At 62.0% G+C, this 21,774-nt stretch carries 20 protein-coding genes; 19 read left to right on the top strand and 1 reads right to left on the bottom strand.

All coding sequences use genetic code 11. The features are described 5' to 3' along the window. The first annotated feature begins 76 nt into the window (after nucleotides 1–76). The 8 genes from WDO72_03285 to WDO72_03250 all read left to right on the top strand — a co-directional run bounded on the left by WDO72_03285 (nucleotide 77) and on the right by WDO72_03250 (nucleotide 6,194). Nucleotides 77–757: a methyltransferase domain-containing protein gene (locus WDO72_03285; GenBank protein ID MEJ0084683.1), complete on the top strand. Its 681-nt coding sequence runs from the start codon at nucleotides 77–79 to the stop codon at nucleotides 755–757. Nucleotides 758–797: 40 nt separating this feature from the next. Continuing rightward, entirely contained in the window at nucleotides 798–1,529 is a 732-nt protein-coding gene (gene dnaQ, locus WDO72_03280; GenBank protein ID MEJ0084682.1) for a DNA polymerase III subunit epsilon, read from the top strand. Then, nucleotides 1,526–2,569, top strand: coding sequence for an NAD-dependent epimerase (locus WDO72_03275; GenBank protein ID MEJ0084681.1), 1,044 nt, complete (start codon nucleotides 1,526–1,528; stop codon nucleotides 2,567–2,569). The genes dnaQ and WDO72_03275 overlap by 4 nt, the downstream gene beginning before the upstream one ends. A gap of 69 nt (nucleotides 2,570–2,638) precedes the next feature. Next, nucleotides 2,639–3,796, top strand: a complete 1,158-nt coding sequence (locus tag WDO72_03270; protein MEJ0084680.1) for an ATP-binding protein — start codon at nucleotides 2,639–2,641, stop codon at nucleotides 3,794–3,796. 4 nt (nucleotides 3,797–3,800) lie between these two features. After that, nucleotides 3,801–4,967, top strand: coding sequence for a DegT/DnrJ/EryC1/StrS family aminotransferase (locus WDO72_03265; protein MEJ0084679.1), 1,167 nt, complete (start codon nucleotides 3,801–3,803; stop codon nucleotides 4,965–4,967). A gap of 71 nt (nucleotides 4,968–5,038) precedes the next feature. After that, nucleotides 5,039–5,404: an AAA family ATPase gene (locus WDO72_03260; protein MEJ0084678.1), complete on the top strand. Its 366-nt coding sequence runs from the start codon at nucleotides 5,039–5,041 to the stop codon at nucleotides 5,402–5,404. Continuing rightward, nucleotides 5,313–5,801, top strand: a complete 489-nt coding sequence (locus WDO72_03255; GenBank protein ID MEJ0084677.1) for a DUF4143 domain-containing protein — start codon at nucleotides 5,313–5,315, stop codon at nucleotides 5,799–5,801. Before WDO72_03260 ends, WDO72_03255 begins: the two co-directional genes overlap by 92 nt. A 192-nt stretch (nucleotides 5,802–5,993) precedes the next feature. Further along, nucleotides 5,994–6,194: a type II toxin-antitoxin system VapB family antitoxin gene (locus WDO72_03250; protein ID MEJ0084676.1), complete on the top strand. Its 201-nt coding sequence runs from the start codon at nucleotides 5,994–5,996 to the stop codon at nucleotides 6,192–6,194. A 398-nt stretch (nucleotides 6,195–6,592) separates the two neighbouring features. Here WDO72_03250 and WDO72_03245 read toward each other — a convergent pair whose 3' ends face one another. Further along, nucleotides 6,593–6,838 (bottom strand): DUF2191 domain-containing protein, encoded by a 246-nt coding sequence (locus tag WDO72_03245; GenBank protein MEJ0084675.1) that lies wholly within the window; start codon nucleotides 6,836–6,838, stop codon nucleotides 6,593–6,595. A 128-nt stretch (nucleotides 6,839–6,966) separates the two neighbouring features. Here WDO72_03245 and pgi point away from each other — a divergent pair, with 128 nt between their 5' ends. The 11 genes from pgi (at nucleotide 6,967) to WDO72_03190 (ending at nucleotide 21,647) form a co-directional block, all read left to right on the top strand. Continuing rightward, the gene (gene pgi, locus WDO72_03240; GenBank protein MEJ0084674.1) at nucleotides 6,967–8,604 is read left to right on the top strand and encodes a glucose-6-phosphate isomerase; all 1,638 of its coding nucleotides are present in this window, start codon (nucleotides 6,967–6,969) and stop codon (nucleotides 8,602–8,604) included. Continuing rightward, the gene (locus WDO72_03235) at nucleotides 8,601–10,121 is read left to right on the top strand and encodes a capsule assembly Wzi family protein (GenBank protein ID MEJ0084673.1); all 1,521 of its coding nucleotides are present in this window, start codon (nucleotides 8,601–8,603) and stop codon (nucleotides 10,119–10,121) included. Before pgi ends, WDO72_03235 begins: the two co-directional genes overlap by 4 nt. Further along, nucleotides 10,118–11,581 carry a capsule assembly Wzi family protein gene (locus tag WDO72_03230; GenBank protein ID MEJ0084672.1) on the top strand — a complete coding sequence of 488 codons (1,464 nt, stop codon included), beginning with the start codon at nucleotides 10,118–10,120 and terminating at the stop codon, nucleotides 11,579–11,581. Before WDO72_03235 ends, WDO72_03230 begins: the two co-directional genes overlap by 4 nt. Beyond that, on the top strand, nucleotides 11,581–14,388 hold the full coding sequence (locus tag WDO72_03225; GenBank protein ID MEJ0084671.1) for an SLBB domain-containing protein: 2,808 nt from the start codon (nucleotides 11,581–11,583) through the stop codon (nucleotides 14,386–14,388). The genes WDO72_03230 and WDO72_03225 overlap by 1 nt, the downstream gene beginning before the upstream one ends. A gap of 5 nt (nucleotides 14,389–14,393) precedes the next feature. Next, nucleotides 14,394–15,248, top strand: coding sequence for a Wzz/FepE/Etk N-terminal domain-containing protein (locus tag WDO72_03220; protein MEJ0084670.1), 855 nt, complete (start codon nucleotides 14,394–14,396; stop codon nucleotides 15,246–15,248). A gap of 12 nt (nucleotides 15,249–15,260) precedes the next feature. Further along, the gene (locus tag WDO72_03215) at nucleotides 15,261–17,054 is read left to right on the top strand and encodes an ABC transporter ATP-binding protein (GenBank protein ID MEJ0084669.1); all 1,794 of its coding nucleotides are present in this window, start codon (nucleotides 15,261–15,263) and stop codon (nucleotides 17,052–17,054) included. A gap of 73 nt (nucleotides 17,055–17,127) precedes the next feature. Continuing rightward, nucleotides 17,128–18,063: a phosphoglycerate dehydrogenase gene (locus WDO72_03210; protein ID MEJ0084668.1), complete on the top strand. Its 936-nt coding sequence runs from the start codon at nucleotides 17,128–17,130 to the stop codon at nucleotides 18,061–18,063. Next, on the top strand, nucleotides 18,002–18,958 hold the full coding sequence (locus WDO72_03205) for an NAD(P)-dependent oxidoreductase (GenBank protein ID MEJ0084667.1): 957 nt from the start codon (nucleotides 18,002–18,004) through the stop codon (nucleotides 18,956–18,958). The genes WDO72_03210 and WDO72_03205 overlap by 62 nt, the downstream gene beginning before the upstream one ends. Before the next feature lie 64 nt (nucleotides 18,959–19,022). Then, complete coding sequence (locus tag WDO72_03200; protein MEJ0084666.1) at nucleotides 19,023–19,769, top strand: cytidylyltransferase; 747 nt, start codon at nucleotides 19,023–19,025, stop codon at nucleotides 19,767–19,769. A gap of 8 nt (nucleotides 19,770–19,777) precedes the next feature. Beyond that, nucleotides 19,778–20,719 (top strand): FkbM family methyltransferase, encoded by a 942-nt coding sequence (locus tag WDO72_03195; GenBank protein MEJ0084665.1) that lies wholly within the window; start codon nucleotides 19,778–19,780, stop codon nucleotides 20,717–20,719. After that, complete coding sequence (locus tag WDO72_03190; protein ID MEJ0084664.1) at nucleotides 20,712–21,647, top strand: NAD-dependent epimerase/dehydratase family protein; 936 nt, start codon at nucleotides 20,712–20,714, stop codon at nucleotides 21,645–21,647. The genes WDO72_03195 and WDO72_03190 overlap by 8 nt, the downstream gene beginning before the upstream one ends. The last annotated feature ends 127 nt before the right edge of the window (nucleotides 21,648–21,774 follow it).

Here is a 21,774-nt window from a genome sequence, read left to right as displayed (position 1 = left end):
ATTCACGCCGTTTGTGACGCACACCACCACCTCCGCTGCGGTCGACAATTGGCTACGGTCCGCCCTAGGGCAATCCGTGTTACAGGCCGAATCCGAACTCATGGTCGAGGCGTTGGACGATGTTTTCGGCTGGGAGTTGCTGCAGCTTGGAACCTGGGGCACTCGCGAAGGATTGTTGACCGGTTGTCGTACCCGGCGACACGCCGTTATCGCGCACGATCGCACGGGTTGCGCCGATGCCGACATCGCGGCGCGGCTCTCACAATTGCCGATCGCCAACGGCGCGGTCGACGCGGTCATCCTGCCGCACACGCTCGAATTCGAAACCGATCCCTATGCGGTGGTGCGCGAAGCGGATCGCGTGCTCGCCGGCGAAGGTCAATTGATCGCGCTCGGATTTCGTCCGTGGAGCCTGTGGGGATTCCGCAGCCGCGCAATCAGCCGCGGTTATCCGCCCGGGCTCAAGCGAATGCTCGGCGCGGGTCGGCTGGCCGACTGGCTCGAGCTGCTCGGCTACGACGTGACCCTGACGCGCAACTATCTATTCACGCCGCCGTGGGGCAGTACCGCGCCGCGCTCCGGAGTGCCGTCGGCACTGCTGCGGCGGGGCTGGATCAAACCCTGGCCCGCGGGCGCGTACCTCATCAAGGCGCGCAAGCGCATTTACACGCTCACGCCGATCCGGCCGAAGATGCGGGAGCGGACGCAGGGCATCGGCGGCCTGGTCAAACCCACCACGCCGCGCGAGAGCTCCTGAGCAGCGCAGCCGTGCCCGATCCCCGCTAGACTCGCGCTCCATGCGCCAAATCGTTCTCGACGTTGAAACCACGGGCCTCGATGCCAGCGCCGGTCATCGCATCATCGAAATCGGCTGCATCGAAATCTTCAACCGCCGTCCGTCGGGACAGAAGTTTCATCGTTACCTGAATCCGGAACGCGACATCGATGCCGGCGCGCTTGCCGTGCACGGCATCGAGCTCGCGCGTCTGCAGCAGGCGCCGAAGTTCGCCGAGGTGGCGGCGGATTTGCTGACGTTTATTTCGGGCGCGGAACTGATCATTCACAACGCGCCGTTCGACGTCGGGTTTCTCGATGCGGAGTTCGCGCGGTTGCCGGGCGAGGCAAGAAAGATCGCGGCGCTGTGCAAGGTGCTCGATACGCTGGCGCTGGCGCGCAGCCTGCATCCGGGGCAGCGCAACGGGCTAGATGCGTTGTGCAAACGATATAGCGTCGACAACTCCAAGCGCGAGTTGCACGGGGCGTTGCTCGACGCGGGCATTCTTGTTGACGTGTATCTGGCGATGACCGGCGGGCAGAGTGCGTTGGCGCTTGCGCCAGCAGCGCAGCGCAGCGCGTCGGCTGCGGTTGCGACGGCGGGGGTTGTGAAGGTCGCCACGGGAATCGCGCTGGCCGCGCCCGCTGCGAGCACGGAAGAAATGGAACGCCACGAGGCCATGCTCGACCTGATTCACAAGGCGAGCGGTGGCAAGGCGGTGTGGCGTGCGCCCGATACCGAGACGCGTCAGTGAAAATCCTGCTGACCGGCGCCGCCGGATTCATCGGCTTCCACACGGCCCGCAAGTTGCTGGCGCGTGGCGATGAGGTGCTCGGACTCGACAACCTCAACGATTACTACGATCCCACGCTCAAGCGTGCGCGTCTGGCAATACTCGAACGCGAGCCCAAATTCCGCTTCGTGAAGATGGACCTCGCCGATCGCGGCGGCATGAAGTCGCTGTTCGCGAAGGAAAAATTCCCGCGGGTCATTCATCTGGCGGCACAGGCTGGCGTGCGTTATTCGCTCGAGAATCCGCACGCCTACATCGACAGCAACGTCACCGGCACGTTGAACGTGCTCGAGGGCTGCCGGTACAACGGCGCCGAACACCTGGTGTTCGCGTCGACGAGCTCGGTGTATGGCCTCAACTCGCACATGCCGTTTTCGGTGCATCGCGGCGTGGATCATCCGCTCTCGCTGTACGCGTCGACCAAACGGGCCAATGAGCTCATGGCGCACAACTATGCCGCGCTGTTCAAACTACCTGTCACCGGATTGAGATTCTTCACGGTCTACGGTCCGTGGGGCCGGCCCGACATGGCGCTGTTCCTGTTCACCCGGAACATTCTCGAAGGCAAACCCATCGACGTGTTCAACAACGGTCACCACAAACGCGACTTCACTTTCGTCGACGATATCGCCGAGGGCGTGGTGCGCGCCTGCGACCGCATCGCCGCGCCTAACAAGGAGTGGAACAGCGACAGCCCGGATCCGGCCACCAGTAGCGCACCGTTCCGTATCTACAACATCGGCAACAACGCGCCGGTGGATCTGTCCCGCTACATCGAAGTGCTCGAAGACTGCCTCGGCAAGAAGGCCATCAAGAACATGCTGCCGCTGCAGCCGGGCGACGTCGCGGATACGTTCGCCGACGTCGAAGACCTGGTGCGCGATGTGGGTTACAAGCCGGCGACGCCGGTCGAAGTCGGCATCCGCAGGTTCGTCGACTGGTACCTCGAGTACTACAAGACGCAGGCGCCGCAGCCTGCACGGGTGACGAATCTGGGCTAGACGCCCGTTTTTCCTACCATGCATATTCGGTGGCAGACACCGAATATGCATGGTACGGTCGCAGCCAGGATGCTGGCTCGCCCCCTCCATTTGCAGGCATTACGCAGGTTGCTGCGCCAATACCCGGTGGTGGGCCTGGTCGGCCCACGTCAGATCGGCAAGAGCACGCTGGCGCGCGTGCTGGCCGGACCACGAGCAGCGGCGCGCTACTTCGATCTCGAAGACCCGGACGATTCGAGTCGTCTGGCGGATACCATGCTGGTGTTGCGGCGGCTCAAGGGGCTTGTTGTCGTCGACGAAGTTCAGCGCCAGCCAGCCTTATTCGAGAGCCTGAGAGTACTTGCTGATAGACGGCCGTTGCCGGCGCGATTCCTGGTGCTGGGCAGTGCTGCGCCCGCGTTGTTGCGGCAGAGCTCCGAAAGTCTCGCTGGCCGCATCGCGTACTATGAGCTGGCAGGTCTTTCCATCCATGAGATCGGAGCGGCAAACCTCGATCGCCTGTGGTTACGCGGCGGATTCCCGGTGTCTTTTCTCGCATCATCGGACAAGGTCAGCTTCGACTGGCGAAAGGACCTTGTGCGCACGTATCTGGAGCGCGACCTGCCAGCGCTGGGACTGCGGTTCTCTGCTGTCACGATGGAGCGGTTCTGGAGCATGATTGCGCATTTCCACGGCCAGATTTGGAATGCCTCGGAATTCGGCCGATCGCTCGGGGTCGCCGATACAACAATCCGTGGATATCTGGACACCCTCGCTGGCGCTTTCGTCGTCACGATTCTCCGCCCCTGGCATGAAAACCTCGGCAAGCGACAGGTCAAGTCGCCGCGCATCTACATTTCCGATTCCGGCCTGCTGCACACGCTTCTAGATATCCGCGATGGCATCGGTCTCGAGCGTCATCCCAAGTCCGGGGCATCCTGGGAGGGATTTATCCTTCATCAGGTGGTTACACACCTTCGCGCCGATCGGCGCGAATGCTACTTCTGGCGTACTACGAACGGCGCTGAACTCGACCTGTTGATCGTTCGCGGTCAAAGACGCGTCGGCTTCGAAATCAAGCGTACAACAGCGCCCTTGTTTACTTCATCCATGCGATCTGCACTTGCGGATCTGAAGCTCGACCGGCTTTTTATTATTCACGCCGGGGAGCATGCGTTCGACGTCGCTCCAGGCGTCCGTGCCGTGCCGGCGTCGCAGTTGCAGTCCATCAAAGCAACAGGATTCTGAAGCCGTGAAAGTCCCCCTTCTCGATCTCAAACCTCAGTACCGCGCGCTCAAACCCGAGCTCGACGCGGCGTTGCTGCGCGTCGCTGAATCGCAGTACTTCATTCTCGGCCCCGAGGTGAAGGCGCTCGAAGCCGCGACCGCGGCGTACTCCGGTTGCAAATACGGCGTCGGTATCTCTTCCGGTACCGACGCATTGCTGATCGCGCTCATGGCGCTCGGCATCGGCGCGGGTGACGAGGTCATTACCAGCCCATACACGTTTTTCGCCACCGCTGGCACCATCGCCCGCGCCGGCGCGCGCCCGGTGTTCGTCGACATCGATCCCGACACCTTCAACATCTCGCCCGATGCGATCGAGGAATTCCTCGCGGGCTGCGAAGCGCGCGAGGGCGCGCTGATCAATCGCGCTACCGGCGGTCGTGTGCGTTCCGTCATGCCAGTGCACCTGTACGGGCAGATGGCCGACATGAAGCGTGTGCAGGCGATCGCCCGCAAGCATGGGCTCTCGATCATCGAGGACGCCGCGCAGGCCATCGGTTCCGCGGACGAAGCTGGGCGCCGCGCGTGCTCGATTGGCGATATCGGTTGCCTGTCGTTCTTTCCCACCAAGAATCTCGGCGCGTTCGGCGATGCCGGCATGTGCGTCACCAATGACGAGCAACTCGCCGCCAAGCTCATGAAGCTGCGCGTGCACGGCATGGAGCCGAAGTACTACCACGAGCTCATCGGCGGCAACTTCCGGCTCGACGAGATCCAGGCCGCCGTGCTCAACGTGAAGCTGCCGCATCTGGATAGCTGGAGCGCTGCGCGCCAGCGCAATGCCGCTTACTACGACGCCGCCTTCAAGCGCGCCAATCTCGCTGGCAAAGTCGTCACGCCGCCGCCGGCGCCGGCCGGTTCGCGACACATTTACAACCAGTACTGCATCCGCACGGAGCGCCGCGATGAACTGCGCGGCTGGCTCGGTAAAGAGGGTGTGGGCTGCGAGATCTACTATCCATTGCCGCTGCACATGCAGCAGTGTTTCGCCTACCTCGGGCACAAACCCGAGGACTTTCCGGAGTCGTTGCGAGCATCTCGGGAGACGCTGGCGTTGCCCATCTATCCGGAACTCGAAGAGGTCCAGCTTCAGTACGTGATCGACCGCATCGAGAGTTTTTTCGGTGCTTAGACCCCGTGCCTCTGCAATTCGATCCCCGTAAATGTAACGTCTGACGTTAGATTTACGGGGTTCCGAAAACCATGCTTTCCCGCCGCCTCCAGCCCATCATCGAAGCCACCCTGGAGCGCCTGCCCGGCTTGGTACTGCTCGGCCCACGCCAGGTAGGCAAGACCACGCTCGCGCACAAAATCGCCGCGCGCCGGGGCAAAGCAGGGGCCATCTATCTCGATCTCGAGCGACCGCTCGACATGCGCCGCCTGCACGACGCCGATGCATTCCTGCGCGCCCAGGCCGGCAAGCTCGTGGTGATCGATGAAATCACCACCGGCCGTGACCCGGTACATCGATCTGCTGGTGGACCTGCTGCTCGTGCGCCGCCTGCGGCCCTGGAGTGGCAATGTTGGCAAGCGCCTGGTGCGCGCTCCGAAGCTCTACATCCGCGATAGCGGACTCGCGCACGCACTGCTCGACATCGAAACGCAGGAAGATTTGCTGGGCCATCCGATCGCTGGTCCCAGCTGGGAAGGATTCGCTATCGAAAATCTCATCGCGGCCGCCGGTGACCGACGCACGCCTTATTTCTATCGCACCGCAGACGGCGCGGAGATCGATTTGCTGTTCGAGCGCGGCGGAAAGGTCGAGATCGCAATCGAGATCAAGCGCTCGACGGCGCCAACCCTGGCGAAAGGTTTTCATTCCGCCTGTGCCGCTCTGCGGCCAAAGGAAGCGTTTCTCGTCCATGGCGGTAGCGAGTCGTGGGAGGAGTCGGAAGGCGTTACGGCGATCGGGCTCAGCGCGTTACTGCGGCGATTCGCAAAGGCGAATAACGGCAACGGCAAGTAGTCTCGCACCGCCCATCAGCCGCGTGCCTATGGCATATCATGCCAGCATGCCTACTCAATCGACATCTCGAGGCCCTGCGCGACGAAGCAGTCTCTCGGAAGCGGCGTAGTCGTCGCCGCAAGTGAGCGCTGGTTGCATGCAATAAGGCGCTCGGCATTTTGTGTGTAAACCGATGTGTGGAGACCTGCACAAATGGCGACGAACCTGTCGATTGACGCCAAGCTCATCGAAAAAGCGTTTGCGGTGAGTGGGGAGCGCACCAAGAAGGCCGCAGTGACCCGAGCGCTGGAAGAATTCATCGCGCGTTGCCAGCAGAAGAGCATTCGGGAATTGTTCGGCAAACTCGAATGGGATTCTTCGTACGACTACAAGCGTGGGCGCAACCGCCCTTGAGCCTGCGTCGCTCGCCTCACCGACGACTTTCCCGGGTTTCTGCGCGCCTCGCGGGATTTGCACATGTGGCAGTTGCCGACGAGGGCGTATATTTCGCGCATGAGCGAGTCTGCTGACGAATTGCTGAAAAGGGCGCTTCAGCTCAGTGAGCAAGACCGCGCGTCGATCGCAGGTGCCTTGATCGAAAGTCTGCATGGTTACGCGAAGCTGGCACGGAGGATGCCTGGGATGCGGAGATCCAGCGTCGCGTGCGCGAGATCGAAACGAGGGCCGTCGAGACGGTAGCTTGGTCAAAGGTGAGGGAACGCCTTTTCCGTGGCTTTGAGCTGCCATCGAGATCGTTGCGGTAGCTCATCACTGCCGACGCCCAGGCTACTGGTCCGACAGACCGGACAGCGTCAGCGAGGCGTGAATCCGTAGCAACGCGCGAGCAGTTCACGCCACGAGCGGCCTGCGGCATCCGGGTGCATGCCATTTCCACCGACCGATGCATCGCGGAGTTTGAATTTGCGGCGCGCACGATTTTCATCCAGCGCGAGGCGCAGGCCGCGTTCGACGAGCGCGCGAACGTTGGTGCCCTCAATGCGAGCACGTGCTTTCGCTTGTCGAAGCAGATCGGCTGCTAAATCCAAGGTCACTTTCATCGGGATTGATTCTATATCCAGCGGCTTTCTGGTTGCTATCCGGGCGCCAGCAATACCGCAGCGAACAGTCGCAACTTCAATACGTTGTCGATACCATCGCGGGCCTGATTCGCAGCTGAACGCGCCCGATGGCCCATGACAATCTGACCGCCGCGTGGCGCGCCCTGCAGGCCCGCGCCACCGAGACCCGTGCCGTGACCCTGCGCGCGCTGCGCGACGCGGATCCCGTGCGCGGCACCCGCTTCTCCCGCGAAGCCGCCGGGCTGTATCTCGATTTCTCCCGCCAGCGCGTGGATGACGACGGGCTGCACCTGCTTGCGAGCCTGGCCGATGCCGCCGGATTGCGGGAGCGCATCGAGGCCATGTGGCGCGGCGATGCGATCAACACCACCGAAGGGCGCGCGGTATTGCACACCGCGTTGCGGATTCCCGGCGTCTCCGCCGATGGCCCGGGCGGCGCGGACATCGCGCGCGAAGTGCTGGCCGAACGCGAACGCATGCTGGCCTTCGCCGAGCGTGTCCGCAGCGGCGCGGTGCTTGGATCAACCGGCGCGGCTTTCAGCACGGTGATCAATATCGGCATTGGGGGCTCGGATCTCGGGCCCGCGATGGCGGTCGAAGCGCTGCATCCATTCACGCAGAACGCGCCGCGCGTGCGTTTCGTGTCGAACGTCGACGGCAGCGATCTTGCCAACGCACTCGAAGGCGCGGATCCGGCGCGCACGCTGTTCATCGTTGCGTCCAAAACCTTCAGCACGCAGGAAACGCTCGCCAATGCGCGCACTGCCCGCGCGTGGCTCGCCGGGAAGCTCGGTGAGGCGGCCGTGCCGTCGCACTTCGCCGCGGTCTCGACCAATGCACAGGCCATGGACGCATTCGGCATCAATCCAAACTACCGTTTCATGATGTGGGACTGGGTTGGCGGACGTTATTCGATGTGGTCTTCGATCGGCGTGTCGATCGCCATCGCCATCGGCCGCGCGGGTTTCCTCGACCTGCTGGCTGGCGCGCATGAGATGGACGAACATTTCCGCAGCGCGCCGTGGGAACGGAACCTGCCGGTGCTCATGGGTTTGTTAGGCGTGTGGAATATCAACTTCCTCGAGCTGCCGACGCTCGCGGTGTTGCCCTATGACGGGCGCCTCAAGCGGTTCCCGGCCTACTTGCAGCAGCTCGACATGGAGAGCAACGGCAAATCGGTCGCGTTGAACGGAACGGCGGTCGCGCATTCGACCGCACCCATCGTGTGGGGCGAGGCTGGCAACAACGCGCAACATTCGTTTTTCCAGATGTTGCATCAGGGCACGCTGCGCGCCGCGCTCGATCTGCTGCTGCCCGCGCAGTCTTCGGCGGAAAATCCGGCGCAGGCCGAGCTTGCGATCGGGAATTGCCTCGCCCAAGCCGAAGCGTTCGCGTTTGGTTATTCGATCGAACAGGCCACTGCGGAGCTCGCCGCGAAAAAACTTCCGTTGGAGCGCGTCGAACTTCTTGCCAGACACAAGGTCCATGCCGGCAACCGCCCCGTGAGCATTGTCGCGTTCGAGCGACTGGATCCGAAGACGCTGGGTAGGTTGGTCGCAATGTACGAACACAAGATTCTCACGCAAAGCGTCGTGTGGGGGATAAATGCCTTCGACCAATGGGGCGTGGAGCTCGGCAAGAAAATGTGTGAAGAAGTGTTGCCGCTGGTGCGCAACCCTGAGAGCGCCGCGGCGCGTCCCATGCTCAAGCCCCTGTTGATCCGCCTGCAGAGCTGGAAGAAATGACCGCCGAAGAGATCAGCCGCGCCAAGCGCGCGCCGCGCTTGTTGCGCGCTGGCATGTTTGTGCTGGGCACGTTGATCTGGGCTGCCCCCGCTTTCGCCGACGCGGGCTGGTTCGCATCGGGTGACACCACGTTGCGCATCGACCTGCTGCTGCTCAACGACGCGGAAATCATCCGCCTGCCCGTCAATCAGTGGCCGTTGCCACGCGCCGCGGTGGCATACGCGCTAGCCAATGCGAAGCCGCATTTCGCGACGAATGCGGCCGTCGCGGCCGCTTTGGCGCGCGTGCGCGCCCGTATGGTGCCGGACGGCGACGCGCTCAAGTTTGAGGTGAGCACAAGCGTCGGGAAGGCCGGCTTGCTCCGTGATTTCGACAGTATCTCGCGCGAAGACGGCGAGATCGGTGTGCGGGCCGACTATAGCGGCGAACACTTCGCAGTGTCACTCAACGCGACGGGCGCCGCAGATCCGGACGACGGCCAGGCGCTGCGTGCCGACGGTTCGCATGCCACGGTGCAGCTCGGCAACTGGCTGGTCAGCGCGCACACCCTCGAACGTTTCTGGGGTCCGTCTCACGAAAGCAGTTTGATCCTGTCAAACAATGCACGGCCGATGCCCACCTTCATGGTGGAGCGGGCGGCGGCGATGCCATTCGAAACGCCCTTGTTGAGCTGGCTCGGCCCGTGGCGCTTCAGTTTCGGTGTCAGCCGGATGGAGAGCGACCGCGGGGACATCGATTCCCCTTTGTTCATGGCGTGGCGCGTGACGATCATGCCTTTCAAGGACATCGAGTTCGGTTTCTCCCGCACCGCCCAGTTCTGCGGCAAGCAGCTGGAGTGCAACCTGAGCACCTTCGGGAACATGCTCGTGGGCAACGATAATGTGGGCATCGATGCCACCCCCGAAAACGAGCCAGGGAACCAGATGGCCGGTTTCGACATCCGCTGGAGTTCGCCGATTGGCGACTGGCCGTATGCAGTCTATTCGCAGATGATCGGTGAGGACGAATCGCACTATCTACCTGCCAAGTACCTCGCGCAGTTCGGCGCCGAGGTGTGGAAGCCGCTGGCCGGAGGCGGCCTAGTGCAGGGATTCGTCGAATATTCGACTACCACCTGTTCGGCGAATACAAGTCGCGGGCCTTATTACAACTGCGCATACAACCAGGGCCGCTTCAACGTCGAAGGTTACCGGTACCGGGGCCGAGTCATTGGTTACACGTCCGACCGTGATGCGGAGAACTACGCGGTGGGTGCGACCTTCACGGCGATGGATGGCACCTTGTGGTCCGCCACCGCGCGAACCGCGCGCTTGAATCGCGATGGAGAATTCGACGTCCACGACACCGTCAGCCATGTGCGCGCCGACTATGCGGCGCTCGAGTTCGGCTGGAAGGGCAGTCTGTTTGGAGAACACGTGGCGATCGATCTCGGAGTCGAGTCGCTCGAACCTGCCGGTGGCGAACGTGATGTAGAGCCATTCGGATTCGTCGGCTGGCGCCACGAATTCGATCGATGAGTCAGCGCCCGCGCCGCGCTTTGACCGCAGGCATCTGTCTGGTGTTGGCCCATGGGGTGGCGAACGCCGATCCCTGGCTCGCGCCCGGCGACCCCGGCGTGCGTCACGACATCCAACTACTTGCCGACGCTGGAATTCTGCGCGGGCCGGTCACGACTTGGCCATTGTCATGGCCCGATATCGCGCGGGATGCTCTCGGAGCTGACGCGCGCAATCTCGATGCGGCGACGGCGGATGCCTTGGTCCGCGTGCAACGGCTGTCACGATCTGCTTCGGCGCGCGGATACGCGGGCCTGGGCGCGCGCGCGTCCGCTTCCTACGAACCGACCACGCTGCGCTCGTTCGACGATTCACCGCGGGAAGAAGGTGAAGTCGGATTGCGCGCGAGCTGGCTCACCGATCACTTTGCGCTGAACCTGCAAGGCGCGGTGGTCGCGAAACCCGACGACAATCGCGAGCTGCGCGCCGACGGCACCTATGTTGGCGTCAACGTCGGTAACTTCATGATTTCCGCCGGCTGGATGGAGCGGTGGTGGGGCCCGGGATTCGACGGCAGCCTGATCCTCTCTACCAATGCGCGGCCGATTCCGAGCGTCACTCTCGAGCGAAACTACACCGACCCGTTCAAGACCAAGCTGCTGTCGTGGATCGGGCCGTGGCGGGCCAGCATCGCGGTCGGCGAAGCCGAAGCTCATGACATTGCGATTCCCAAAGTCCGCTTCATGGCGGCACGCGTCAACTTCAAGCCGCGCCCGTGGCTCGAGTTCGGACTAACACGTACCGCGCAGTGGTGCGGCGGTGATCGCGAGTGTGGCTGGGCGACATTCAAGGACATGCTGCTGGGCCAGGACAATCAGGTAGATGCCAACGGCACCGACGCGCAGCCCGGCAACCAGATGGCGGGGTACGACCTGCGCATGCGTTCGCCCTGGCGCAAATTGCCTCTTGCGGTTTACACGCAGTGGATAGGTGAAGACGAGGCCGGTGGGTTGCCGAGCAAGTTCCTGGGTCTCGGCGGCATCGAAGGCTGGGCATCGACCGGTTTTGGCGGACTACGCCTGCGGGCCGAGTTCGCCGACACGGCTTGTACGTTCACCCGCCAGGAGCCGGATTTCGACTGTGGTTACCGCAACTCGATCTATCCGCAGGGCTACACCTACCGAGGCCGGATTATCGGCCATTCGATGGACAACGACAGTCGGATGTATTCGTTCGGGGCCTCGCTGGCGCGCCCGAATGGCGATTTTTACAGCCTGACGCTGCGGAAAGTGGAGCTGAACCGCGACGGCGGGCCCCACACAATCAGCACAGTGCCGCTGAACCTGCGCAATGTAGAATTGCGCCACTCGCGGAAGTTCGGCGCCGGCACCCTCACGGCCGGCCTCGGATACGACGATAGCGAGGCCCCAGCATTCGATTCGAAAGTGCGCGGCTTCCTGACCTGGAGACAAGGATTCTGATGCGTAGCGGTTGGTTGTGTTTGATCGCATGGACGGTGTTCGTCGTGGCGATGCCGGCCGCGGCCCAGGTGCCCACCGCCGAGCAGCTCGAGCTCCTGCGCAGCATGAGCCCCGAAGATCGCCAGGCATTGATAGAACAGCTCGGCCTCGGTGGCAAGGCGACGGGCGACGATTCCGCCAGTTCGACCAATGGCCGCAGCCGCAATTCGCGCGATGGCGCCGACGCCAGGAGGCTTACGGGAGTCAATCTGCTGGGCGACACCCAAGGGCTCGATAAAACGCTGAAACCCGAAGATACGGTGCTGCTCGACATCGACTTCAAGAAAGACAAACCGCCACGCGTCGAATCCGCGGGAGAAGGCCTCCCGCCCTTGACCATTCCGGGCGAGCTCGCGCCCGTCCTCGACGCGGAAGAAAGGGCGCAGTTGCAGGACCTGATATTGCTGATCCGGGCGCGCAATCCCTATCAACTCGACGGATCGGGCGCACTGGGTCTGCCGGGTTTCGCGCCGGTCATGTTGTCGGGCCTCGACGAGCAACAGGCTACACAACGCTTGATGGCCATCCCGACGCTGTCGAAACTCACGGTGAAAGTGGTGCGGCTGCCCGTGCGCAAGACGGGGATCGCGGGGCTCAAGCCCTTCGGATATGACCTGTTCAAGGACTCCGCCTCCACATTCGCTCCGTTCAACGACATACCAGTGCCATCCGACTACCTGGTTGGTCCGGGAGATCAGTTGAACGTGCAGTTGTTCGGTGCCCAGAACCGCAACCTGCGGCTCACGGTAGGGCGGGACGGCCGGATTGGTTTTCCGGAGATCGGGCCGATCGCCGTTGGCGGCCGAACTTTTGGCGCCGTGTCGGCCGATATCGAACAGCGCGTTTCGCGACAGATGATCGGAGTGCGCGCGAGCGTAAGCATGGGCGATACGCGCTCGATGCAGGTGTTCGTCATGGGAGAGGCGGCGCGTCCGGGCAGTTATACGGTCAGCGGCCTGGCGACCATCACCTCGGCGCTGTACGCGTCGGGCGGCGTCAAGCCGATCGGTTCGCTGCGTGACATTCAGCTCAAGCGGCAGGGTGCCGTGGTCCGCCGTCTCGACTTGTACGACCTGCTGCTGCGTGGCGACACGAACAACGACGCAAAGCTGTTGCCGGGCGACGTCATTTTCATCCCGCCGGTGGTGGCGACGGTCGCGGTCGATGGCGAAGTCAATCGTCCGGCGATTTACGAGATCAAGGGCGAAACCAGCGTGGCCGACATCGTGCAGCTGGCGGGCGGACCTACCAGCGAAGCCGATACCAGCCGTGTTGCGCTGGTACGCATCGATGACCAGCGCGCTCGCATGGTGCTCGACGTGCCCCTTGACGTGGCGAGCGGTCGCGGCGAGCTCGTGCGTCGGGGCGATTCGTTGCGCGTGTTGCGCCTGCGGCCGACCCTCGACCAGGGTGTGACTCTCGAGGGCCACGTGTTCCAGCCGGGCCCCTTGGCTTGGCACGAAGGATTGCGGCTCACGGAAGTCATTGGCACCGTCGATGCGCTCAAGCCCAATGCCGACCTGAATTACATCCTCATTCGCCGCGAGCTTCCGCCGGACCGCCGCATCGTCATGCTGTCGGCGGATCTGGCCGCGGCGTTGCGCACGCCGTCCTCCCCCAAGAACATCGTGCTCATGCCTCGAGACCGCGTCATTGTGTTCGACCTGGAATCGGGTCGCCGCGAAATGATCACGCCACTGCTCGACGAGGCGCGACGCCAGGCACGCATCGATCAGCCGAGCGAAATCGTTCGCGTCGACGGCCGCATCAAGGCGCGCGGCGACTATCCACTCGAACCACAGATGCGCGTCAGTGACCTGATACGTGCGGGTGGGGGCTTGCAGGATGCGGCGTATGGCAGCAAGGCGGAACTCACGCGTTACCGCCTAGAAGGTGAAGTGCGCAAGACGCAGCTGGTCGAGGTCGATCTCGGCGCGATCCTCGCGGGCGACGCCAGCGCAGACCTGTTGCTGCAGCCCTTCGATTTCCTCAACGTCAAGGAAATTCCCGAGTGGAGCGAACAGGAGAAGGTGACGCTGCTTGGCGAAGTGCGCTTTCCGGGCATCTATCCCATACAGCGCGGCGAAACACTGCGCTCGGTAGTCAGTCGCGCTGGCGGCCTCACTTCCCTTGCATTCACCGAGGGCACAGTCTTTACGCGCGTTGAATTGCTGGAACGCGAGCAGCAACAGGTCGACAAGCTGGCTGAACGTCTGCAAAGTGACTTGGCCGCAACTGCTCTGCAGGCGGCAGCCGCGAATCAGGGCCAGGCTGGCCAGGCGTTAGCAGTTGGTCAGTCGCTGCTCAATCAACTGAAAACCACGAAATCCGTGGGCCGGCTAGTCATCGATCTCGACGCGGTCCTGGCTGCGCCGACGGGTTCAACGATCGACGTGGTCATGCGGGAAGGCGATCGACTGATCGTTCCGAAGCAGAAGCAGGAAGTGACCGTGATCGGCGAGGTGCAGACTAACACGTCGCACTTCTATCGCGACAATCTGAGCCGCGACGACTACATCGGTCTGTCCGGCGGGCTGACCCGCAAGGCTGACCGTGGACGAATCTATGTGGTTCGCGCCAACGGCAGTGTCGTCTCGAGCGAGAGTTCAGGCTGGTTCCGCCGCAGTTCGCAGGTTGCGATGAAGCCCGGCGACACCGTGGTGGTGCCCCTCGATACTGAACGGATGCCGGCGCTGCCGCTATGGCAGGCGGTTACGCAGATTCTCTACAACCTTGCGATCTCGGCAGCGGCCGTGAATTCGTTCTGAGTGGCGTGAAGTTGAACCCGACTGAACAAGAGAAACCCGCTGTCTCGGATGTAGGCGGCGAAATTGACCTGCTCATCCTGATCCGCATGATTTGGGCGCATCGCATTCTCATCGGGTGCGTGTCGCTGACGTTCGGCGTTCTGGCGGCGATTTATGCGTTCACCGCGAGGCCGGAGTTTCGCGCGGAGACATCGTTGACCGACGCGCCCGACGGCAGCATGGGTGCTGCCGCTTCGCTGATGAACCAGTTCGGCGGGCTTGCAAGCCTGGCTGGAATAAATGTCAGCGGCGGCGACCACAAGATGCGCGACGCGCGCGCAGTCCTGAAGTCGCGCGCACTGGCCGAAGAATTCATCGCGCGAAGGAAGTTGGTGGATGTCATCCTCGAGAACGCGGATCAGCGGACGCTTTGGCGCGCGGTGGAGCGCTTTCGTAAGTCAGTGGTAACCATCCGCGAAGACAACCGTGCGGGCTTGGTGCTGGTGACTATCGACTGGCGTGATGCCGAGGTAGCAGCGGATTGGGCCAATGCCTACGTGGCCCTCGCGAACGAGATAATCCGCAGGCGTGCTCTGGAGGAGGCTACACGCAACATTGCCTATCTAAACGAGCAGTTGACTAAGACCAACTCCATCGAAGTGCAGCGGGTGATGTTCAACCTCATCGAGAATGAAACCAAGAACAGTATGTTGGCGAGCGGCCGTGAGGAATACGCCTTCGCCGTTGTCGACCGCGCGCGCGTCCCCGAAATCCGCGTGAGTCCGAAGCGAGCGCTCCTCGTGCTCGGCGGTCTCATCTTCGGCGGGATCATCGGCTCCATTTTTGTGTTCGTCCGGCGCGCCGCCCGGCCGAAAGTCTGATCCTCGTCCGCTATGGGCTCCGAAATCGCTAAGAAACTCTGGCGATTGATGACCGCGTCGGAACGTCGCGAGGCCATCGGTCTGCTGTTCCTTATGTTCTTCGGCGCCATCCTGGAAACCTGTTCGGTCGGCCTGGTTATCCCTGCGCTGGCGTTCATGGTGCGCTCGGACTTGCAAGCGCAGTTTCCCGCCTTGGCTCATTTGCTGGGCAAACTCGGCCCACTGACTCCAGAGCAATTGGTTGTCGGTGGCCTTGCAGCGCTGGTGCTGATCTATGTATTCAAGGGCGTGTTTTTGGCGTTCCTCGCGTACAAGAATCTGCATTTCGTGTTCGGCATGCAGGCCGACATGTCGCTGCGCGTGTTCACCGGCTACCTGCGCCAGCCGTATACCTTCCACATGCAGCGCAACTCCGCGGAGCTAATTCGCAATGCGCTTGGGGAGGTGTACTTCCTTATGCACTACGGCCTTTACGAAGCGCTGCGTTTTTTCTCTGAGCTGCTGGTTATCATCGGCATCCTGTCACTCTTGCTGTACATCGAGCCGTTCGGCGCGGCTTTGTCGATATCCACGCTGCTGGTCATCGGCGGAGGTTTTTACTTCGTCACACGAAAACGGATGTTGCGCTGGGGCGAGATGCGGCAGAAATTCGAGCGCATGCGCCTCCAGTACCTGCAGGAAGGTCTGGGGGGAGTGAAGGAGTTATTGCTGTTGGGGCGCGAAGACGAGTTCATTCGCCGCTATCGCGAACAGGCCCTCGGATACGCGCGCATTTCCACGCGTCAAAACACTTTGCAAGAATTGCCGAGGCTCATGCTCGAGATCATCGCCGTCGCGGCGCTCGCTGTGCTTGTCATCATGCTGCTGTCGGAGGGCCGACCTCTCGCTTCATTGGTGCCGACGATAGGCTTGTTTGGTGCGGCGGCATTCCGGGTGATGCCTTCCGCGAACCGCATCATGAATTCCATCCAGATCATGCGGCACGCAAAGCCGGCTATCAATTCATTGGCGCTCGAGATGGAGACTCTGGCCAGTGCCGAAAAATCGTCCGGCGTGCAGCCGCTTACCTTCGAGCGCACGCTTTCCGTCCAGGATGCAAGTTTCACCTATCCAGGCACCGACTCGCCGGCGCTGCGCGACATCTCGCTCACTTTGCACAGCGGTCAGTCGATCGGATTGGTCGGCGGGAGTGGTTCGGGCAAAAGCACTCTAGTCGACGTCATCCTTGGCCTGCTGCGTCCGCAGGGCGGCTCGGTGCGCATCGACGGCGTGGACATTGGCGAGAACCTGCGTTCGTGGCAGTCACGAATTGGCTACGTGCCCCAGCAGATTTTCCTTACCGATGACACGCTGCGCCGGAATGTTGCCTTCGGGATACCCGACGCGGAAATCGACGAAGGGATGTTGCAACGCGCGCTCCGGGCCGCGCAGCTCGACGGCTTCGTCGCCACACTACCCACGGGTCTGGATACCATGGTCGGGGAACGCGGCGTGCGCCTGTCCGGCGGTCAGCTGCAGCGCATCGGCATCGCGCGCGCGCTGTACCACGACCCGACGGTACTGGTCCTCGACGAAGCCACCAGCGCACTCGACACGGCGACTGAACGCGAGGTCATGAGCGCAGTGCGGGCCCTCCATGGTGCGAAGACCGTGATTATCGTTGCGCACCGCCTCACTACAGTCGCTGAATGTGATTTTCTGTATCGCCTGGAAGGTGGTCGCGTAATGCAAAAGGGCATTCCGGATGAGCTGATACCGCGTGATAATGCGACGCTGCGCGATGCCGACAACCCGCTGACGGGATGACATTCAGACAGGAGATGCCGTCAAAGTGCCCAGAGTACTAATCACGACCGTACCCTTCGGTGATCGCAATCGGTTGCCCATCGAGCAGCTCGAGTCCGCAGGCATCGAATACCTCATCAATCCTCTTGGTCGGCGCCTCAAGGAAGAGGAGCTGGCGGAGATGGTCGGCGACTTCGACGCACTGATCGCCGGCACTGAGCCTATCACCAAGACCGTAATGGCGCGCGCGAACAGGCTTAAGCTGATCTCGCGTGTCGGCATCGGCCTCGATAGCGTCGACTTGCTTGAAGCCGAACGGCGCGGCATCCGGGTCTCTTACACGCCGGATGCTCCAGCGCCCGCCGTGGCGGAGCTCACTATTGCGCTCATGCTTTCGCTGCTGCGCGGTGTGCACATCGCAAACCTGCAACTGCATTCTGGCAAGTGGCAGCGCATCTTCGGCCGCCGCATTGCCGAGGTGACGGTCGGCATCATCGGCGTGGGCAGGATTGGCGCGCGCGTCTTGCGACGCATTCCCGGTTTCGGCATGCCGCGCGTGCTCGCCAACGACATCAATCCGCAACTCAAGTTCGATCCGAACTTGAAGATAGAGTGGGTAGGCAAGGAAGAGATATACCGGCAGGCGGACTTGATCAGCCTGCACGTACCACTCACCCCTCATACCAAGAACATGATCGGCCGCGAGCAGCTCATGATGATGAAACCAGACGCAATGCTCATCAATTGCGCGCGCGGCGGTATCGTCAATGAAGCGGATCTGGCTTCGGTCATGGCGTCGGGCCATCTGGGTGGAGCGGCCATCGACGTGTTCGAGCACGAGCCGTATTCCGGTGAACTGTGTGGCATCGAACGCTGCTTGCTGACCGCTCACATGGGCTCAATGTCGGTGGACTGCCGAACTCGTATGGAGATCGAGGCCACAGAAGAAGCGGTCCGCTTCCTCAGGAATGGCTCTCAACAATCACCAGTGCCGCGGGAAGAATACGAAGTTCAGCGGGCGGGACTTTGAGGTGAAGACGGCCTGCGTCATTGGCGGCGGTGGCTTCCTCGGTTCGCATGTCGCGGACCAGCTGCAAACGGCTGGGTATACCGTGCGCGTGTTCGACCGCAATCCGTCGCGCTGGCTGCGTGACGGCCAGCAGATGTTTGTCGGCGACATTCTGGATCGGGCCTCGCTCGACTCCGCGCTGATAGGCTGTGAGGTGGTCTATCACTTTGCGGCGCTCGCCGATCTCAACGAAGCTCTCGACAAGCCGGTGCAGACCGCGCAGGTCAACGTGCTGGGTGCGGTCAATGTGCTCGAGGCCGCCCGTCAGGCCGGCGTGCGCCGTTTTCTGTACGCAAGCACGGTGTACGTCTACAGCCGAGAAGGCGGTTTTTATCGCGTCAGCAAGCAGGCCGCGGAAAACTATGTCGAGGAATACCAGCGCGCGTTTGGTCTCGACTTCACCATCCTGCGTTACGGTTCGCTGTACGGTCCGCGTGCCGACGCCACCAATGGGCTTTACATCATCGTTCGAAGAGCTTTGGAGCAAGGAAAAATCAGTTACGCAGGCGATTCCGAATCGGTGCGGGAGTACATCCACGTGGAGGACGCGGCGCGCGCAAGTGTAGTCGCTCTGAGCGACGAATTCCGCAACGAGAGCGTGGTGCTCACCGGTCATCAACCCATGCGCATGCTCGATCTGCTTAAAATGCTGGCAGAGATCATGGGCGTAGCCGACGGCGTCGACTTCCGCGACGAGAAATACGCCGGCCATTACGTGCGCACGCCGTATGCCTATCTACCAAAGCCGGGGCGACGCTATTCGCCGGCTCTTCACGTCGACTTCGGTCAGGGACTTCTTCAGTTGATCGACGACGTGCGCAACGAATCACTCAGAACGGGCGGGGCGGGACGGTGAGCGAGTGTCGCACGGTGTCTGGGGCGCGCTGTCCGTCAGCATTCTTGGCCTGGAGGAAAAAACCTTGATTGCCGCCTTGATGATCGGTCGTGCCGGCAGCACCGGTTTTCCGAACAAAAATTTCTATCCCATCCTTGGTCGACCTCTGGCCGCCTATCCGCTCATGGCAGCGCGCGCTTCGAAATACGTCGACAGACTGTACGTGTCCACCGACTCGCCCGAAATTATGGCCATCGGCCAGCAGTATGGTGCCGAGTTGATCGAGCGGCCGAAGGATCTGGCCACAAAAGCTGCGCTGGGCGAACACGTTTTCGTGCATGGCTACCAAGAGATCAAGCAACGGCTCGCCCGCGAGGGCAAGAATCTCGATCTCATCGTGCTGCTGTTCGCGAATGCGGCGACGCTGACCGCGGACCAGATTGACGCCGGCATCGTTGCGCTGCGCGCCGATGCGACACTGGATTCGGCGGTAACCGTATCGGAATACAACATGTGGAGCCCGTTGCGCGCACGCAAGGTTGGTCCGGACGGCTGCCTGCATCCTTTTGTGCCCTTCGACACCTTTGGCGATCCGAAGACGCTCAACTGCGATCGCGATTCGCAGGGCAGCGTGTATTTCGCCGACATGGGCATCTCGGTGGTGCGGTCGCGCTGCCTCGACAATCTCGATGACGGCATGTTGCCGCAGAAGTGGATGGGACAGCGCATCCACCCGATCGTCTCCTGGGGTGGTTGCGACATCGACTACGAATGGCAGGTGCCGATGGTCGAACACTGGTTGCGCAAACACGGCGTGACCGAGGCAATCTGAGCACACGAATGTTCGACATCACCAATCGGCGCAAGGCGCGCCTCATGGCCCGCCTTTTCGAGCGTGTCGGCGCCACCATCGGTTTCGCGGACGTGGGTTCTGGCGGTCCTCTGAAACTGCCGTGGTCATTGCTGCCGGCCGCCCAGCTGCGCAAGTTCGACTTCGAGCCGGTCGGTGAGCAGGGCGGCGCATTGCTTTGCATCTCCAACCGCATCGGTCACGCGCTTTTTTACGTAGCGCGCGACGAGCGCGGCTCGTCGTTCCACGTACCCCTCGGCGACTTCGTGCAGCGATTCGCCATGCACTCACTACTGACGGCGCGGACCATCGAAGTGCAATGCACGACGCTCGATGAGTTTTTCGCAGGACGTTTCGGTGAAGTGGATGCCATGGACGTCAATATCGAAGGACACGATCTACAGGCCTTGCAGGGCGCCGAGCGATTGTTGCGCGAGGGCCTCATCAAGCTGATCAAGGTGGAATTCGAAACCGCCCACGTCTGGCAAGGTCAGGGATGGCTGAGCGACATCGATCCGCTGATGCGGGCTAACGGCTACGTGCTGGCCGACATCGAATTCGACTACTTGCGGCCGGCAAATGCGCGCGGCCTCTACCATCGCGGTGAGCCGCTGTGGGGCAAGGCCATTTATGTGCCGGGCGCGAATCGTTGGAATGAAGCGGCGGCGCGGTTGCGCGCGACGCACACCGCGCTCGAGGAAATGCTGGCGCGCGGAATCGCGCTCTATCTCGCGGCCGACATGCCGGGGCACGCGCTCGATGTGCTCGATCTCGGCGTCTGCATGGACTCGTTCACGCGTATAGACGCCACTGCCCTGCGCGCCGAGGTGGCTCAAGCTTATCGCTGGGCGAAGGTAGAATACGGCGTCGATCAGTTCGTCGCCCTTGTGCGCCGCGCTATCGGCTCTGCAGGAGTTTCCGCCAATGCGTAGCGTGCTCGTGACCGGCGGTGCGGGTTTTATTGGTTCCGCCATTGCGCGCGCCTTACTCGAACGCGGCGTCACCGTTGCGATCGCCGACAATCTCAGTACCGGCCGGCGCGAAAACTTGCCGGCGGCCGCGCGGTTTCTCGAGATGGACCTCTCGGATCCGGCACGTGTAGGCGAGCTTGAGAGTTTCGAGTTCGACTCGGTATTTCACTTGGCCGCGCAGTCCTCTGGCGAGGCTTCCTTTACCGATCCCTGGTACGACTTCAACAGCCATTCCACGGCGACGTTTCAGTTGTTGGAGTTGTGCCGGCGAAAAGGTGTACGCCGCTTTCTGTACGGCAGCTCGATGTCGGTTTACGGAGACGCTCAATATCTGCCCGTCGACGAGGCCCATCCGGCACATCCGAAAACCTACTACGCCGCGGGTAAACTCGCCGCCGAGGCCTATCTGAAGCTGTATGGCACGTTGGGCATCGCCACCACGGCATTCCGCATGTTCAGCGTGTATGGACCGGGGCAGAACATGGAAAACCGGATGCAGGGAATGGCCAGCATCTATCTCTCGTTCATTCTAGAGAACCGCCCCATTGTCGTGAAAGGCGCCAAGGATCGTTTCCGTGATCTCGTCTACGTGGATGATGTCGTGAACGCGTGGCTCACCGCATGGGATAACCCTGCCTCGCATGGCCAGGTCTACAACCTCGGCACCGGTGTGCGGACAACTGTCGGCGATCTTCTCACGGCGCTTACTACCGCGGCCGGTCAGCCAAACTACCCAATCGAGTTCGCGAGTTCAACACCCGGAGATCAGCACGGCATGGTTGCTGATGTGCAAAAGCTGTCTCGAGAGCTTGGTTGGCAGCCGAGTGTCGATCTCGCCACCGGGATTTCCCGGATGACTCGCTACTACCAGCAGCAAAGAGCCGGCTGAATCGGTGCGTGGCGGCAGAATTAGCCAGAAAAACTCAGCTTCACGAGCACATTTCCACTAACATTGCGACCCCCCGCTTGCCCGACGTCTCACTTCGCGCCTGGAATGTTTCCGGGCCACAGTTGGG

This window comes from Pseudomonadota bacterium, from assembly GCA_037200975.1.
Taxonomy (GTDB): domain Bacteria; phylum Pseudomonadota; class Gammaproteobacteria; order Steroidobacterales; family Steroidobacteraceae; genus CADEED01.
Note: the sequence above shows the minus strand (reverse complement) of the source record. Positions and strands in the feature narration are given on the sequence as shown.